This is a genomic window from Aliiroseovarius sp. S2029 (assembly GCF_023195575.1).
In the GTDB taxonomy this organism is placed as follows: Bacteria; Pseudomonadota; Alphaproteobacteria; order Rhodobacterales; family Rhodobacteraceae; genus Aliiroseovarius; species Aliiroseovarius zhejiangensis.
Genome location: NZ_JALPQE010000001.1, coordinates 341522 through 356078, shown reverse-complemented (window position 1 = coordinate 356078; position 14557 = coordinate 341522). Strand labels below are relative to the sequence as shown.

General features: G+C 60.8%; 11 protein-coding genes. 5 read left to right on the top strand and 6 right to left on the bottom strand.

Annotated features, from left to right (window positions below; all coding sequences use genetic code 11):
* Positions 1-92: 92 nt before the first annotated feature.
* Entirely contained in the window at positions 93-1385 is a 1293-nt protein-coding gene (glyA, locus tag MUY21_RS01785; RefSeq protein WP_248408694.1) for a serine hydroxymethyltransferase, read from the bottom strand.
* Positions 1386-1555: 170 nt separating this feature from the next.
* On the opposite strand from glyA, the gene MUY21_RS01780 reads away from it, so the two are divergent.
* A complete protein-coding gene (locus tag MUY21_RS01780) occupies positions 1556-2317 on the top strand; it encodes an NAD kinase (protein WP_248408693.1) in 762 nt (253 codons plus the stop codon).
* A 21-nt stretch (positions 2318-2338) separates the two neighbouring features.
* Here MUY21_RS01780 and MUY21_RS01775 read toward each other — a convergent pair whose 3' ends face one another.
* The 3 genes from MUY21_RS01775 to MUY21_RS01765 form a co-directional block, all read right to left on the bottom strand.
* Positions 2339-3817: a sigma-54 dependent transcriptional regulator gene (locus tag MUY21_RS01775; protein WP_248408692.1), complete on the bottom strand. Its 1479-nt coding sequence runs from the start codon at positions 3815-3817 to the stop codon at positions 2339-2341.
* Positions 3818-3945: 128 nt separating this feature from the next.
* Positions 3946-5835 (bottom strand): propionyl-CoA synthetase, encoded by a 1890-nt coding sequence (locus tag MUY21_RS01770; protein WP_248408691.1) that lies wholly within the window; start codon positions 5833-5835, stop codon positions 3946-3948.
* Positions 5836-6066: 231 nt separating this feature from the next.
* Positions 6067-8340 (bottom strand): NADP-dependent malic enzyme, encoded by a 2274-nt coding sequence (locus tag MUY21_RS01765; RefSeq protein ID WP_248408690.1) that lies wholly within the window; start codon positions 8338-8340, stop codon positions 6067-6069.
* A gap of 188 nt (positions 8341-8528) precedes the next feature.
* Here MUY21_RS01765 and MUY21_RS01760 point away from each other — a divergent pair, with 188 nt between their 5' ends.
* From MUY21_RS01760 to upp, 4 genes are read left to right on the top strand one after another with little or no spacing between them, the layout of a single operon-like run.
* Positions 8529-8939 carry a cytidine deaminase gene (locus tag MUY21_RS01760; RefSeq protein ID WP_348984575.1) on the top strand — a complete coding sequence of 137 codons (411 nt, stop codon included), beginning with the start codon at positions 8529-8531 and terminating at the stop codon, positions 8937-8939.
* Positions 8936-10150: a phosphopentomutase gene (locus MUY21_RS01755; protein ID WP_248408688.1), complete on the top strand. Its 1215-nt coding sequence runs from the start codon at positions 8936-8938 to the stop codon at positions 10148-10150. Before MUY21_RS01760 ends, MUY21_RS01755 begins: the two co-directional genes overlap by 4 nt.
* The gene (locus MUY21_RS01750) at positions 10147-11139 is read left to right on the top strand and encodes an adenosine deaminase (protein WP_248408687.1); all 993 of its coding nucleotides are present in this window, start codon (positions 10147-10149) and stop codon (positions 11137-11139) included. Before MUY21_RS01755 ends, MUY21_RS01750 begins: the two co-directional genes overlap by 4 nt.
* Positions 11132-11764: a uracil phosphoribosyltransferase gene (gene upp / locus MUY21_RS01745; RefSeq protein ID WP_191285091.1), complete on the top strand. Its 633-nt coding sequence runs from the start codon at positions 11132-11134 to the stop codon at positions 11762-11764. The genes MUY21_RS01750 and upp overlap by 8 nt, the downstream gene beginning before the upstream one ends.
* Positions 11765-11785: 21 nt before the next feature.
* Here upp and MUY21_RS01740 read toward each other — a convergent pair whose 3' ends face one another.
* Positions 11786-12802, bottom strand: a complete 1017-nt coding sequence (locus tag MUY21_RS01740; RefSeq protein ID WP_248408686.1) for a hypothetical protein — start codon at positions 12800-12802, stop codon at positions 11786-11788.
* Between the two features lie 81 nt (positions 12803-12883).
* Positions 12884-14527, bottom strand: coding sequence for an AMP-binding protein (locus MUY21_RS01735; RefSeq protein ID WP_248408685.1), 1644 nt, complete (start codon positions 14525-14527; stop codon positions 12884-12886).
* Positions 14528-14557 lie beyond the last annotated feature (30 nt).

Sequence of the window (14557 nt, the reverse complement as noted above, 5' to 3'; positions counted from 1 at the left end):
TTGGTGGAAAAAATGAAAGCCCCGTCTGGTTGGCGGGGCTTTCTGCCGTTTCAATATCCGATACCTGCAAGCGACGGCGTTAAGTTGCGGCCTTACAGATTCGGATAGAGCGGGAACCGCGCGCAGAGATCGGCGACCTTCGCCTTCACTGCAGCCTCCACCGTCTGATTGCCGTCCTCGCCATTGGTGGCCAGCCCGTCGATCACTTCAACGATCAGGTCAGCGATCTGGCGGAACTCGGCTTCGCCGAAGCCGCGCGTGGTGCCGGCAGGTGTGCCAAGGCGGATACCCGAGGTGACGGTGGGTTTCTCCGGGTCAAACGGAATTCCGTTCTTGTTGCAGGTGATATGCGCCCGGCCAAGGGCCTTGTCGACGATGTTGCCGGTCACGCCCTTGGGGCGAAGATCAACCAGCATCACATGCGTATCGGTGCCGCCGGTCACGATATCCAGCCCGCCCTTCATCAACTGATCGGCCAGCGCGACGGCATTGGCGCGAACCTGTTTTTGATAGGTCTTGAATTCGGGGCGCAGCGCCTCGCCAAACGCTACGGCCTTCGCAGCGATCACATGCATCAGCGGGCCGCCCTGAATGCCGGGGAAAATGGCCGAGTTGATCTTCTTGGCCAGGTCCTCGCGGTTGGTCAGGATCATGCCGCCGCGCGGGCCGCGCAGAGTTTTGTGGGTCGTGGTCGTCGCCACATCGGCATAAGGAAAGGGCGAGGGGTGTTCGCCCGCCGCCACCAGACCGGCGAAATGCGCCATGTCAACCAGCAGGAATGCCCCGACCGAATCGGCAATTTCACGAAACTTCGCAAAGTCGATCTGGCGCGGAATGGCCGAGCCACCGGCAATGATCAGCTTGGGCTTGTGCTCGGTCGCCAACGCCTGCACTTCGTCATAGTCGATCAGGTTGTCCTGCTTGCGAACGCCATATTGCACCGCATTGAACCACTTGCCCGACTGGTTGGGGGCCGCGCCGTGGGTCAGGTGACCGCCCGAGGCAAGGTTCATCCCCAGGATCGTATCGCCTGGCTGGATCATCGCCATGAAGGCACCCTGATTGGCCTGGCTGCCCGAGTTGGGTTGAACGTTGGCGAACTCACACCCGAAAAGCTGCTTGGCGCGATCAATTGCGAGCGTTTCGGCCACGTCGACATACTGGCACCCGCCATAGTAACGACGCCCTGGATAGCCTTCGGCGTATTTATTGGTCAGGACCGAGCCTTGAGCCTCCATCACGGCGGCGGACACGATGTTTTCCGAGGCAATCAGCTCGATCTCGTCGCGTTGGCGGCCCAGTTCATCGGTGATCGAGCCGTAAAGCTCGGGATCGCGAGAGGCGAGGGGTTCGGTGAAGAAACCTTGGTCACGGGTGGCGGTCATGCGCGTAATCCTTGGGTTGGAAGCCAGATGTCCGGATTTCCTATCGGAAACGCCACAGATCGCAAAGACCGGAAAGCGACATCGCTGCGGAAAGACGCGGCAATTTCTGGCACTTTGGGGAAACATGTGTTTCTTTCGGAAACCAAGGGACAGGCACAGGAAACCCGAAGATGAGCCACAATATCGCGTTCGTCGCCAGCAATGCCGAAATCGCCGAAGCCGCGAAGGAAGAACTGGTGGCCCGTTATGGCAACAAACGTGTGGACGCCGCCGACATCATTGTCGCGCTGGGTGGCGATGGGTTCATGTTGCAAACGCTGCATGACACGCAAGACTTGTCCGCACCCGTCTATGGCATGAACTGCGGCACGGTTGGGTTTTTGATGAATGAATATTCGCCCGATGACCTGGTCGAACGCCTGATCGCCGCTGAGGAAGAGGTGATCAACCCGCTTGCCATGCGGGCGGAAGGGGCGGATGGCAGCATTCACAAGGCGCTTGCGATCAACGAGGTCAGCCTGTTGCGCGCCGGTCCGCAGGCGGCGAAACTGCAAATCAGTGTGGATGGTCGGGTGCGCCTGCCTGAACTTGTCTGTGACGGCGCCTTGTTGTGCACGGCGGCCGGGTCAACGGCTTATAATTACTCGGCACATGGTCCGATCCTGCCCATCGGGTCAGACGTTTTGGCGTTGACGGCAATGGCCGCGTTTCGTCCGCGCCGGTGGCGCGGGGCGCTGCTGCCGAAAAACGCCGTGGTGCGGTTTGATGTGATGGAGCATGAAAAGCGCCCGGTCATGGCCGATGCCGACGGGCGATCCGTGCGCAACGTGGTGTCGGTCGAAATCAAGTCAAACAATGAGATCGCACATCGCATTCTGTTCGATCCGGGCCACGGGTTGGAAGAACGATTGATCCGAGAACAGTTCGTCTGATCCACAGCCCGTGCTGCCGGTTCAGCGGTGGCTCCAGCTTTCCCGTTTCCGATAAAGGGTCGAGGGTGACACCTGAAGCACTTGGGCCGCGCGCGGAATCGATCCGCCCTGCATGCGAATCGTCTCTTCAATCACGATGCGTTCGATTTCTGCCAGCGGCCGGCCCAACAGCCCCATCTGGTCCAGCGGTCCTGCTGGTTCAGAGCTGATGCGAGGCACGGACAGCCCGGCCAGAAGGTCATCTGGCAACATCTCGGTCGTCACGATTTCGCCGTCGTGGTGCAGCACGATGTTCCAGATGACGTTGATCAACTGCCGGACATTTCCGGGCCAGGGGTGCGCCTGCAGGACATCGACCGCGTCAGGTGTGAAACCGCGAAACCGGCGTCCTTCGCGGCGGGCCATCTGAACCAGTTTCGTGTTGGCAATCGCCAGAATATCCTCGCCGCGGTCGCGCAGGGCGGGCAAAGTGATCGGCACGACGTGCAGGCGGTAGTATAGATCCCCACGCAGACGCCCGGCTTCGATCTCGGTCTGCGCGTCCTCGCTGCTGGCGCAGATAATGCGGGCATCCACACGTGTTGCATCATGTGAGCCCAATGGCGATAGGTCGCCGCTTTCCAGGAAGCGCATCAGTTGATTTTGCACCTGCAGATCCATCCGGGTGATGCCGTCCAGAAACAACGTACCGCCATCGGCAGCACTGGCGGCGCCACCCGGTCCGCGCGAGCTTGCAAAAAGCTGTTGGGCCAACGTGTCCGGGGCCAACCGCGCGCAATCGACAACGATGAACGGGCCTGATGCGCGTTGGCTCTCTGCGTGAAATGCACGCGCCAGCAGCTCTTTTCCCGTGCCGGTTTCCCCCTGAATATAGATTGGTGCGTTGGATGCCGCGATGGTGTCCAACGCGTGCAGCACCGGTTTCATGGACAAATCAGACAGGACCATGCCGTGCCGTATCGGATGCGCGTCGTCGGGGTTGGGTGTTTCCTTGTGGGTGGACTGCAAGGTGATCGGGCGCGCAGGGGGGCTGGAAACATCGGTTGATGCCGTCGTGTCAGAGCGTTCTGCGATGCTTTTGCACAGCGCCTGAGTGATTGTTTTTTTCAGGCGATCCGGTGTGAATGGCACGAAAATGCAATCCAGCGCCCCGATACGCATGGCTTCGGCGGCATCGTTGATCTGGTCACTTTGGGATACAACGACAATCGCCTGATCGGGATCGTGTTTCATCAGATCGCGAATAAGGGGAAGCGTGCTGCATCCGTTCACATCCAGCGGCACGATGGCAAGATCGGAACGCTGCCCTTCGGTCAGAAATTGCGCATCCGTGATCGAGCTTGCTTGCCTCATGTCGCAGTCCAGCGACTGGAGAATGTCGGACGGGAACAGGCTGGACATCTGGGGCGGGATCAGCGCCATCACCACGGGACGCGAACCGGTGGTGGCGGTGGCGGAGGAGCAGGCAGGGTCAGAATGACCGCGGTCCGGTGTCGCCATGGTTGCTCCCCAATAAATCTGCTCAAAAAAATATATGCTCTATTGGTTCTAGCCTACCGTTGGAAAAAATCAAAAAAGAACTCATCCGACGCGGGGCCGGACGAGTTGCTTGCCGTCATGGACCTGCCTTAGCCGGCATAGCCAAGGCTGTGCAGCGCCTCGCGGATTTCGTCCAGAATGGCGGGGTCGTCGATCGTGGCGGGCATCTTGTAATCCTTGCCGTCGGCGATCGAGACCATGGTTGCGCGCAGGATCTTTCCCGACCGCGTCTTGGGCAAACGATCCACCACGATGCACAGTTTGAAGGCCGCCACGGGCCCAATCTTGTCACGCACCAGCTTGACGCATTCGGCTGTCACCTCACCCTCGGGCCGGTCGGTCCCCGCGTTCAGGCAGATCAGCCCCAAGGGCAACTGCCCTTTCAACTGGTCGGTGACGCCGATCACGGCACATTCCGCCACATCGGGATGGCTGGCCAGAACCTCCTCCATCGCGCCGGTGGACAGGCGGTGCCCTGCGACGTTGATCACGTCGTCGGTGCGCGCCATGATGTAAAGGTATCCGTCCTCGTCCTTGTAACCGGCATCCCCCGTTTCATAATAGCCGGGGAAGGTGTTCAGATAGCTTGATCTGAACCGTTCTTCCGCGTTCCAGAGCGTGGGCAGGGTGCCGGGGGGCAGGGGCAGCTTGATCGCGATGGCCCCCAACTCGCCCGCGGGCATCGGATGGCCTCCTTCGTCAAGGATCTGCACGTCATAGCCCGGCATCGGAACGGAAGGCGAGCCCAGCTTGACTGGCAATTCCTCGATCCCCAAAGGGTTTGCGGCAATCGCATAGCCGGTTTCGGTCTGCCACCAGTGGTCGATCACCGGCACTTTCAACTGTTCCTGTGCCCAGACAATGGTGTCCGGATCGGCACGCTCGCCGGCCAGATAGACCTGTTTCAAGCAGGACAGGTCGTATTTCTTGACGAAGTCACCCTTGGGGTCTTCACGTTTTACCGCGCGAAATGCGGTGGGGGCTGTAAAGAAGGACTTCACGTTATGTTCGGAAATCACCCGCCAGAAGGTGCCTGCATCCGGGGTGCCCACGGGCTTGCCCTCGAACACGATGGTGGTGTTGCCGTGGATCAGCGGGCCATAGGTGATATAGCTGTGACCAACGACCCAACCCACATCAGACGCCGCCCAGAACACGTCACCCGGATCGACGTTATAGAGGTTCTTCATTGTCCAGTTCAGCGCCACCAGATGTCCGCCGGTATGACGGATCACACCCTTGGGCTGCCCGGTCGTGCCAGAGGTGTAGAGGATATAGACAGGGTGGTTGCCTTCGACCGGCAGGCAATCGGCCGGTTCAGCCGATGCCTCCAGCTCCGCCCAGTCAAAATCGCGCCCGTCGATCAGGTCAGCCACTGCTTCACTGCGTTGCAGGACGATGGTGAACTCCGGCTTGTGCTCGGCAATGTCGATCGCCCCGTCCAGCAATGGTTTGTAGGCAATGACGCGCCCCGGTTCGATCCCGCAGGAGGCGGCGATGATCGCCTTGGGCTTGGCATCGTTGATACGCACGGCCAGTTCGTTCGATGCAAACCCGCCGAACACCACCGAATGCACGGCACCGATCCGCGTAACGGCCAGCATCGCCATCAGGGCCTCGGGCACCATCGGCATGTAGATGATCACGCGGTCGCCTTTTTCGACGCCCTTTGCTTTCAGCGCGCCCGCGATGGCTGCGACGCGGTTTTGCAACTGGGCATAGGTGATCTTGGCCTTGTTGCCGGTGATCGGGCTGTCATAAATGATCGCCACCTGATCGCCGCGGCCGTTTTCGACATGGCGGTCGACGGCGTTGTAGCATGTGTTCACCATGCCGTCCGAAAACCATTCGTAAAGCGGTGCGTTTTCGTCAAAGAGCGCTTTCGACGGCGACTTGTCCCAGGTGATCGCCTTGGCGGCGTCCATCCAGAATGCTTCCGGGTCTGCCTGCCACGCAGCGTAAACGTCTTTGTATGCCATGGTGCACTTCCTCCAGTTTCCCTTGGTAAGAAGTGTTACGCGCCTGACGGTCCTTGGGGCAAGCGTGCTGTTTCATGGTGCGACGGTTTGACGGAAAAAATTTGCAATCGGGCAGGAAATGGCTTGCAAATTTTTGCAAACCACAGCGAAACAAGCGTCTGAATTTTGAAAAAGGCGGAATTTGCAAATCTGCAAACTCCGCCTTGCAAAGATTAGCAGCCCTGAGTCGTCTCAGCCATACTTGGCAACGGGCGTGCCGGCGACCGCCGACATGTTCAACAGCCCGCGTGCCGTGATTGACGGCGTGACGATATGGGCGCGGTTGCCCATGCCCATCAGGATCGGCCCGACCTCAAGCCCGCCGCCCTTGACCTTCAACGTGTTGCGCACGGCACTGGCGGCATCGGCATTGGCAAACACAAGCGTGTTGGCCGGCCCGTCGAAACGGGCATCGGGGAAGATGTGGTTCCGTACACCCATGTCCAGCGCCGCGTCGACATGCATCTCGCCCTCATAGGCGAAATCGCGCGGACGACTGTCCAGAATCTCAAGCGCGCCACGCGCGCGACGCCCGCTGTCGCCATCATGGTTGCCAAACTGCGAATACGAGCACAGCGCAATCTTCGGCTCGACCCCGAAACGGCGGACGTGCCGGGCGGCGGCGCAGACGGATTCGGCGATCTGTTCCGAGGTCGGCGTGTTGTGCACATGCGTGTCGGTGATGAACAGCGGCCCGTCGGGCAGGATCATCAGGCTCAGCGCGCCGACCGGATGCAGCTGCTTTGTGCCGAGGATCTGCTTGATATAGTTCAGGTGCCACAGGAATTGCCCGAATGTCCCGGCGATCATGCTGTCAGCCTGTTCCAGATGTACCATGATCGCAGCAATGGCGGTGGTGTTGGTGCGCAGGATCGCCTTGGCAAGATCCGGCGTGGTGCCTTTGCGCGCCATAATCTGGTGATAGGCGGTCCAGTAGTCGCGATAGCGGTCATCGCGTTCCGGGTTCACGATCTGGAAATCTTTACCGGGCGTGATTGACAGACCGGCACGTTCACAGCGATGCGCGATCACATCGGGCCGCCCGATCAGGATCGGCGCATCGGTGGTTTCCTCAAGCATTGCATTGGCGGCGCGCAACACGCGCTCATCCTCGCCCTCGGCAAAGACGATGCGGCGCTCGGCGGTGGCGGCGGCTTCGAAGACCGGGCGCATGATCAGGGCCGAACGGAATACGGACCCGTCCAGCGTCGCCTTATAGGCTGCGATATCGTCCACCGGGCGTGTGGCGACACCGCTTTCCATCGCGGCTTTCGCAACTGCACTGGCAACGACACCCATCAGACGCGGGTCAAAGGGCTTCGGGATCAGATAGTCCTCGCCAAAGCTGAGTTGTTCACCCTTGTAGGCAGCGGCGGCCTCGGCAGAGGTTGTCGCACGCGCCAGAGCCGCGATCCCTTCGATACAGCCCAGCTGCATCGCGTCGTTGATTTCGGTCGCGCCAACGTCCAGTGCACCGCGAAAGATGAAGGGGAAACACAGGACATTGTTGACCTGGTTGGGAAAATCCGACCGACCGGTTGCGATCAGCGCATCGGGCGCAACGGCGCGCACTTCGTCGGGCATGATCTCGGGCGTGGGGTTGGCAAGTGCAAAGATGATCGGGCGCTTTGCCATCTTGGCCACCATTTCGGGCTTCAACACGCCGGGGCCGGACAGACCCAGGAACAGATCGGCATCCTTGATCACATCGTCAAGTGTGGCCGGGGTCTTGCCCTGTGCATAGGCGGCCTTTTGCGGTGTCATCTCGGTCTCGCGGCCCTCATAGACAAGCCCGTCGATGTCGCACAGCCAGACGTTTTCGCGCTTCACACCCAGTTTCAGCAGCATGTTCAGGCAGGCAATCCCTGCCGCCCCACCGCCGGTGGACACGACCTTGATCTGATCGAAGGATTTATCCGCAACGCGCAGTGCGTTGGTCGCAGCCGCGCCCACGACAATGGCGGTGCCGTGCTGGTCGTCATGGAACACCGGAATGTTCATCCGCTCGCGACAGATTTGTTCAACGATGAAACAATCGGGGGCCTTGATGTCTTCTAGGTTGATCGCGCCGAAGCTGGGTTCCATGGCGCAGACGATCTCGGCCAGTTTTTCGGGGTCTTTTTCGTTCAGTTCGATGTCGAAACAATCGATGTTGGCAAATTTCTTGAACAGAACCGCCTTGCCTTCCATCACCGGTTTCGAAGCCAGCGCGCCAATATTCCCAAGCCCGAGTACCGCAGTCCCGTTCGACACAACGGCAACCAGATTGCCCCGCGCGGTGTACCGGCTTGCCGCCGAAGGGTCGTTCTTGATTTCGATACAGGCTTCGGCCACCCCCGGCGAATACGCCAGGCTCAGATCGCGCCCGTTCGCCATCGGTTTCGTGGCGCGGATCTCCAGCTTTCCGGGCTTCGGAAATTCATGGTAATCCAGCGCGCGTTTGCGGGGGTAGTTGTCGTCGCTCACGGTGTCCTCCGGCAAGAAGTTTAACTTTAAACTATCTTTTGGGTCGCTTTACTACAGGTAAAGGTGCGCAATCAAGCCTGCTTGCGCAATCACAGGATAGCGCAGGAAATCGCAGGCGCGTCAATATGGGCGGTTTGGCCTTGCATCCCGCTGCGTGGCGGGTCACGGTGTCTGAATACCAACCTCATATCCGTTCAGGAGGCCCGATGTCGCTGCTGGATGCTGCCAAAACCGCGCGTGAAAATGCGTATGCCCCGTATTCGAGTTTCAAAGTGGGCGCGGCACTGCGATGTGCGTCGGGCCATGTATATGCGGGCTGCAATGTTGAAAACGTGGCCTATCCCGAAGGCACATGCGCCGAAGCAGGTGCCATCGCTGCCATGGTGGTTGCGGGGGATCACAAGGTTGTGGAAGCGGTGGTCATCGCGGATGCCCCCTTGCCGGTGACACCCTGCGGTGGATGCCGCCAGAAACTGGCCGAGTTCGCCGATGCAGATGCCACCATCACCATGATGACGATGGGTGGCGAAAGCCTGACCATGACCATGGCCGAGCTGCTGCCGGGCGCTTTTGGCACCGAGCATATGGAGAACACATGACCCGTGCCTTCCTGATCGTACTGGACAGCGCCGGCTGTGGCGGCGCCCCTGACGCGCACAAGTTTTTCAACGACAAGACGGTGCCGGATACCGGGTCCAACACACTGGCCCATATCGCGCAGGCCTGCGCCGAAGGCCGGGCCGAGGATGGGCGCTCTGGCCCACTGAAGATGCCCAATCTGGACGGGCTGGGGCTGGGGGCGGCGATCCGGCTGGCCTCGACTGATGAAACGCCGGGGCTGAACGCAACCCCGCACGGCCTGTGGGGCGCGGCGCAAGAGGTGTCGAATGGCAAGGACACGCCGTCCGGCCATTGGGAAATTGCTGGTGTGCCGGTGCCATGGGACTGGGGGTATTTCCCCGATACCCAGCCTGCCTTTCCCGAAGACCTGACTCGAAAGATTTGCGAAATCGCCGGTGTGGATGGCATTCTGGGCAACAAGCACGCATCCGGCACGCAGATCATCGAAGACCTGGGCGCCGAGCATGTGCGCACCGGCAAGCCCATCGTCTATACCTCGGTCGATAGCGTGATCCAGATTGCCGCCCACGAAGAGACGTTTGGCCTGGATCGGCTGATTTCGCTGTGTGAGGACATCGCACCCATCGTCCACAAAATGCAGGTTGGCCGTGCCATTGCCCGCCCCTTCGTCGGGTCCGAGGCCGAGGGCTTCAAGCGCACCACCAACCGCCGCGATTTCGCGATGACCCCACCCAAGCCCACCCTGTGCGATTGGGTGCATGACGCGGGACGCAAGGTTCATGCAATTGGCAAAATTGGCGACATCTTCGCCCATCGCGGCATTGATACCTTGAAGAAAGGCGCAGACGCCGAGTTGATGGAACATCTTGTGGCGTCGATGGACAGCGCGCAGGATGGCGATCTGGTTTTTGCAAATTTTGTCGAGTTCGACAGCCAATACGGCCATCGGCGCGACGTGTCGGGCTATGCCCGTGCACTGGAATGGTTCGACGCCGAACTGCCACGCGTGTTTGACAAGATGCGCGACGGTGACTTGCTGATCTTCACCGCCGATCACGGCAATGATCCGACCTGGGTCGGCACAGATCACACACGCGAACGTGTCCCGGTGATCGGCATCGGGCTGGGCGCAAAGGAAATTGGCATTTGCGGTTTCTCTGACATTGGGGCATCTGTCGCGGCACATTTGGGGCTGGACGCCTGCGGGGCGGGGAAGTCGTTTCTATGAGTTTCAAAGCATTGCCAAAGGTTGAGTTGCACACCCATATCGAGGGGGCCGCGCCGCCAGATTTCATTCGCGGATTGGCAAAGGAAAAAAACGTCGATCTGTCCGGTATCTTCGCGGCGGATGGCGGCTATGCCTATCGCGATTTCTGGCATTTCCTTGAAGTATATGAAGCGGCAACCTCGGTGCTGAACTCTCCGCAAGATTATGCGCGGTTGACCCGTGCGGTGCTGGAGAACTGCGCCGAGGCGGGCGTGGTCTATGTCGAGACGTTCATCTCGCCCGATTTCTGCGGTGGGCGTGATGTGTCGGCGTGGCGTGACTATCTTGCTGCCATTCAGGACGCCGCCGCAAAGGCCGAGCGTGATGCGGGCATCACGCTGCGCGGGATCGTGACCGCCGTGCGCCATTTCGGCCCGGACGCGGCGCGTGAGGTCGCGCGGTGTGCGCAACAGACCGCGGGCGAGTTCATCACCGGCTTTGGCATGGGCGGGGACGAGAAATCCGGCAAACAGGGCGATTTCGCCTATGCATTCGACATGGCGCGCGAGGCCGGGTTGAAGCTGACTACCCATGCGGGCGAATGGAACGGCCCGGACGAGGTGCGGGCAGCCCTGGATGATCTGCGGGTTGAACGTATCGGCCACGGGGTGCGCACCATCGAAGACCCTGCGTTGGTCGACCGATTGGTCCAAGACGGGATCACGCTAGAGGTCTGCCCCGGCTCCAACGTCTTTCTTGGTGTCTATCCCGACCTTGCAGCCCACCCGATTGCCAGGCTGCGAGATCGAGGTGTGAAGGTCACGGTGTCCACCGACGACCCGCCGTTTTTCCGCACCGACATGGTGAAAGAATACGAAGATCTGTCGCGCCAGTTTGGCTGGGATGCGGCAGATTTCAAAGCCCTGAACCTGACCGCCATCGAGGCGGCGTTTTGTGATGATGCGACACGCGAGCGTGTGCGCAAGATAGTGGAGGCCCAGGATGTATGAACATCTGACCGTCGTGAAGCACCCGTTGATCCAGCACAAGCTGACCCTGATGCGCGACGAGACCACGCCGACCAACCATTTCCGCCAGCTTCTGCGCGAGATCAGCCAGCTTCTGGCCTATGAGGTGACGCGCGAGCTTCCGATGGAAACCCAGCGGATCAAGACGCCGATGCAGGAGATGGACGCCCCGGTGCTGGCGGGTCGCAAGCTGGCGCTGGTGTCGATCTTGCGGGCGGGCAATGGTTTGCTGGACGGGGTTCTTGAACTGATCCCCTCGGCCCGCGTGGGGTTCGTCGGACTGTACCGCGACGAGGAAACGCTGGAACCCGTGCAGTATTACTTCAAGGTGCCCGAGGCGCTGGAAGATCGTCTGGTCATTGCTGTCGATCCGATGCTGGCCACCGGCAACAGCTCGGCCGCGGCGATTGATCTGTTGAAAAAGGCTGGTGCGCGCAACATTCGGTTCATGTGCCTTCTGGCCGCGCCCGAAGGGGTGGCCCGGATGAAGGAAGCCCATCCCGATGTGCCGATCATCACAGCCGCGCTGGATGAAAAGCTGAACGAAAAAGGGTATATCATGCCGGGATTGGGTGATGCGGGCGACCGGATGTTCGGCACGAAGTAAGGCAGGTATCCGTCGGGCCGCTTATTCGCCGCAGATCCCCTGCAGACGCACCCAGTTGGCATCCGTCAACAGGGGCGTCGCCTCTGCCAAGGGGACCGGATCGGCCTCGATCAGGTCCAGCGTGGTTTCCCCGGTCAGGTCCAGCGCATAGGCATAGGGGGTGGAGCGCACGCCCGCCTGTTCAAACCGCGCCAGCAAGGCAGATTGGTCCAGCGGGGCAGGCGGAGCGGTCAGCAGGTCCTCTGCATAGCTGTCTATGACGCTATCGGGCAGATCGCCGGTCGTCAGAAGCTGAGCGGTCGCTTTCAGCCCCGCGTGCTCCAAAAGGGCGTTCATCGGGTCAGTGTTCTGGCGGCGCAGATCCTCGGCCAGCAGGAAACCGGCGACCACGTCGGGTTCTTCGTAATCCTCGATCAAGGCGCGGTTCAGAAGGGTGATCCGACCGGGCAGGTGGGTCGCGGTCTGCACCCCGCCCGACAGCACGATCACGCGGGTATCCGCACTGTTCAGGACGCGGGATTGCAAGCGGTCCAGCGCCTCCAACCCTTCGTGCCCGTCGCAGTGTTGGCCCGCCACCCGGCCTATCCGATCCAGAATTCTTTGCCCGATGGCGTCCCGTGTAGGGTCCGGCACCACCGAGACCGTATAACTGCGCAACGCCCCCGGCATCCAGAACACACCCAGCATCAACAACAGGCAAAACAGGCCGGCCGTGATCCAGTGACGCAGGCGGCCGGGGTGGGGGCGTCGGCGTTCGACAACGCGGCGCACCTTTTCAATCGCCCGGATCATCGTGTCGTCGTCAATCTCCAACTCTTCCGTGGCATCGTCGCCGGGGGCATAGCGGGCCGGGCGTTCGGACGGGTTCAGCCGAAGAATGGCGGGCAGGGACCAATGGGTCAGCGCGGTTTCATGCGTGTCGGTGATGGTCAGCGTCGCATCCCCCAGCGACACGATCACATCGCGGCGCTGCGCCTGCGTATCGGCGCGCCACAACCCGGCCGCTTCCAGCCGTTGATATTTCGTGAGGGCCGTCATGGTCGGGACGGGTCTCGCCTGCTCGTTATCATTGCCGCAAGAATAGAGCGTTGCCCGCGTCGGGGCAATGCGCGTGGTGGATCAGGACGTGTTCCGCAGCCGGTCGCGCAGTTCGAACTTCTGTATCTTCCCGGTCGAGGTTTTGGGCAGCTCGCAAAACTCGATCATTTTCGGGGTTTTGAACCCGGCCAGACGCGTGCGCACAAAGGCGATCAACTCGTCCTCGGTGACGTGTGCGCCGTCTTTCAACTCGACAAAAGCGCAGGGCACCTCGCCCCATTTCTCATCAGGCTTGGCGACCACGGCGCACAGGCTGACGGCGGGGTGATGCATCAGGATGCCTTCAACCTCGACCGAGCTGACGTTTTCGCCGCCGGAAATGATAATGTCCTTGGCCCGGTCGGTGATGCGGATATAGCCATCCGGTGTCTGATGCGCGATGTCACCCGAATGGAAATAACCACCCCGGAACGCCTCGCGCGTGGCATCCGGGTTTTTCAGATAACCTTTCATCACCGAGTTGCCCCGGATCATGATCTCGCCAATCGTCTCGCCATCCATCGGCACCTGTTCCATCGTCTCGGGATCCAGGACCGTGATATGCTCCATCATCGGCATGGCAACGCCGGTTCGTGCTTTCATCAAGGCCTTCTCGTCCTGCGGCAGATCATCCCATTCCGGGCCGTTCCAAAGGCATTCGGTGACATGTCCATAGGTTTCAGTCAGGCCATAGACCTGAGTGACGTTGAATCCCAGTGGCTCGATCGCAGCCAGGGTGGCGGCGGCGGGCGGGGCGCCGGCTGTGAAGACCTCGACCGTGTGGTCAAAGTTGCGGCGGTCGGTGTCGGGGGCGTTCACGATCATGTTCAGCACGATCGGGGCACCGCCGAAATGGCTCACGCCCTCGTCCGCGACCGCATCATAGATCGCCTTGGCGGTGATGTCGCGGCAGCAGATCACCGTGCCGCCAAGTGCGGGGATCATCCATGTGTGGTTCCAGTTGTTGCAGTGAAACAGCGGCACGATGGTCAGATAGCGCGGATACAGCGTCATCCCCCAACTGATCGGCGTGCCCATGGTCATCAAATAGGCGCCGCGGTGGTGATAGACCACGCCCTTGGGTCGCCCGGTGGTGCCAGAGGTGTAGTTCAGCGCAAGGCTTTCCCATTCGTCCTGCGGCATGATCCAGTCGAACGCGGGATCCCCTTCCGCCAGCAGATCCTCGTATTCCAGATGATTTCCGGTGGCGGGAAACCCGGCATCGGGGTCGGCGACCTCGATGATGGTCGGGGCGGGCTGGCCCTGATCCGCGAGTTGCGCGATGGCGCGTTCAGCCAGCGGCAGAAGCTGAGTGTCCACCAGCACCGCGCGTGCCGCGCCGTGGTCAAGGATATAGGCCACAGTATCCACATCCAGCCGCGTGTTGATCGTGTTCAGCACGGCCCCACAGGCGGGAATGCCAAAACTGGCTTCCACATGCGCAAGGATGTTGGGCAGAAGTGTGGCCACCACGTCGCCCGGTTTGATCCCGCGCCCGGCCAGTGCCGCGGCCAGACGCGAGACACGCGCATGATAGTCGGCATAGGTCAGACGCCGCGCGCCATAGACCAGTGCTTCGCGCTTGGGAAAGACCAGCGCCGCGCGTCTGAGATGCGACAGGGGCGTCAGAGGCACGAAATTCGCCGCGCATTTATCCAACCCGGTTTCATCAGCCATCCAGCCCATTGGCATTGCTCCCTGTCTTGTTTCGGTTTG

Excerpts from the sequence above, each read along its gene's own strand:
- MUY21_RS01770 (WP_248408691.1), bottom strand. The coding sequence starts at position 5,835 with ATGGCATACAAAGACGTTTACGCTGCGTGGCAGGCAGACCCGGAAGCA.
- MUY21_RS01775 (WP_248408692.1), bottom strand. The coding sequence starts at position 3,817 with ATGGCGACACCGGACCGCGGTCATTCTGACCCTGCCTGCTCCTCCGCC.
- MUY21_RS01735 (WP_248408685.1), bottom strand. The coding sequence starts at position 14,527 with ATGGGCTGGATGGCTGATGAAACCGGGTTGGATAAATGCGCGGCGAAT.
- MUY21_RS01755 (WP_248408688.1), top strand. The coding sequence starts at position 8,936 with ATGACCCGTGCCTTCCTGATCGTACTGGACAGCGCCGGCTGTGGCGGC.
- MUY21_RS01780 (WP_248408693.1), top strand. The coding sequence starts at position 1,556 with ATGAGCCACAATATCGCGTTCGTCGCCAGCAATGCCGAAATCGCCGAA.
- MUY21_RS01740 (WP_248408686.1), bottom strand. The coding sequence starts at position 12,802 with ATGACGGCCCTCACGAAATATCAACGGCTGGAAGCGGCCGGGTTGTGG.
- MUY21_RS01750 (WP_248408687.1), top strand. The coding sequence starts at position 10,147 with ATGAGTTTCAAAGCATTGCCAAAGGTTGAGTTGCACACCCATATCGAG.
- glyA (WP_248408694.1), bottom strand. The coding sequence starts at position 1,385 with ATGACCGCCACCCGTGACCAAGGTTTCTTCACCGAACCCCTCGCCTCT.
- upp (WP_191285091.1), top strand. The coding sequence starts at position 11,132 with ATGTATGAACATCTGACCGTCGTGAAGCACCCGTTGATCCAGCACAAG.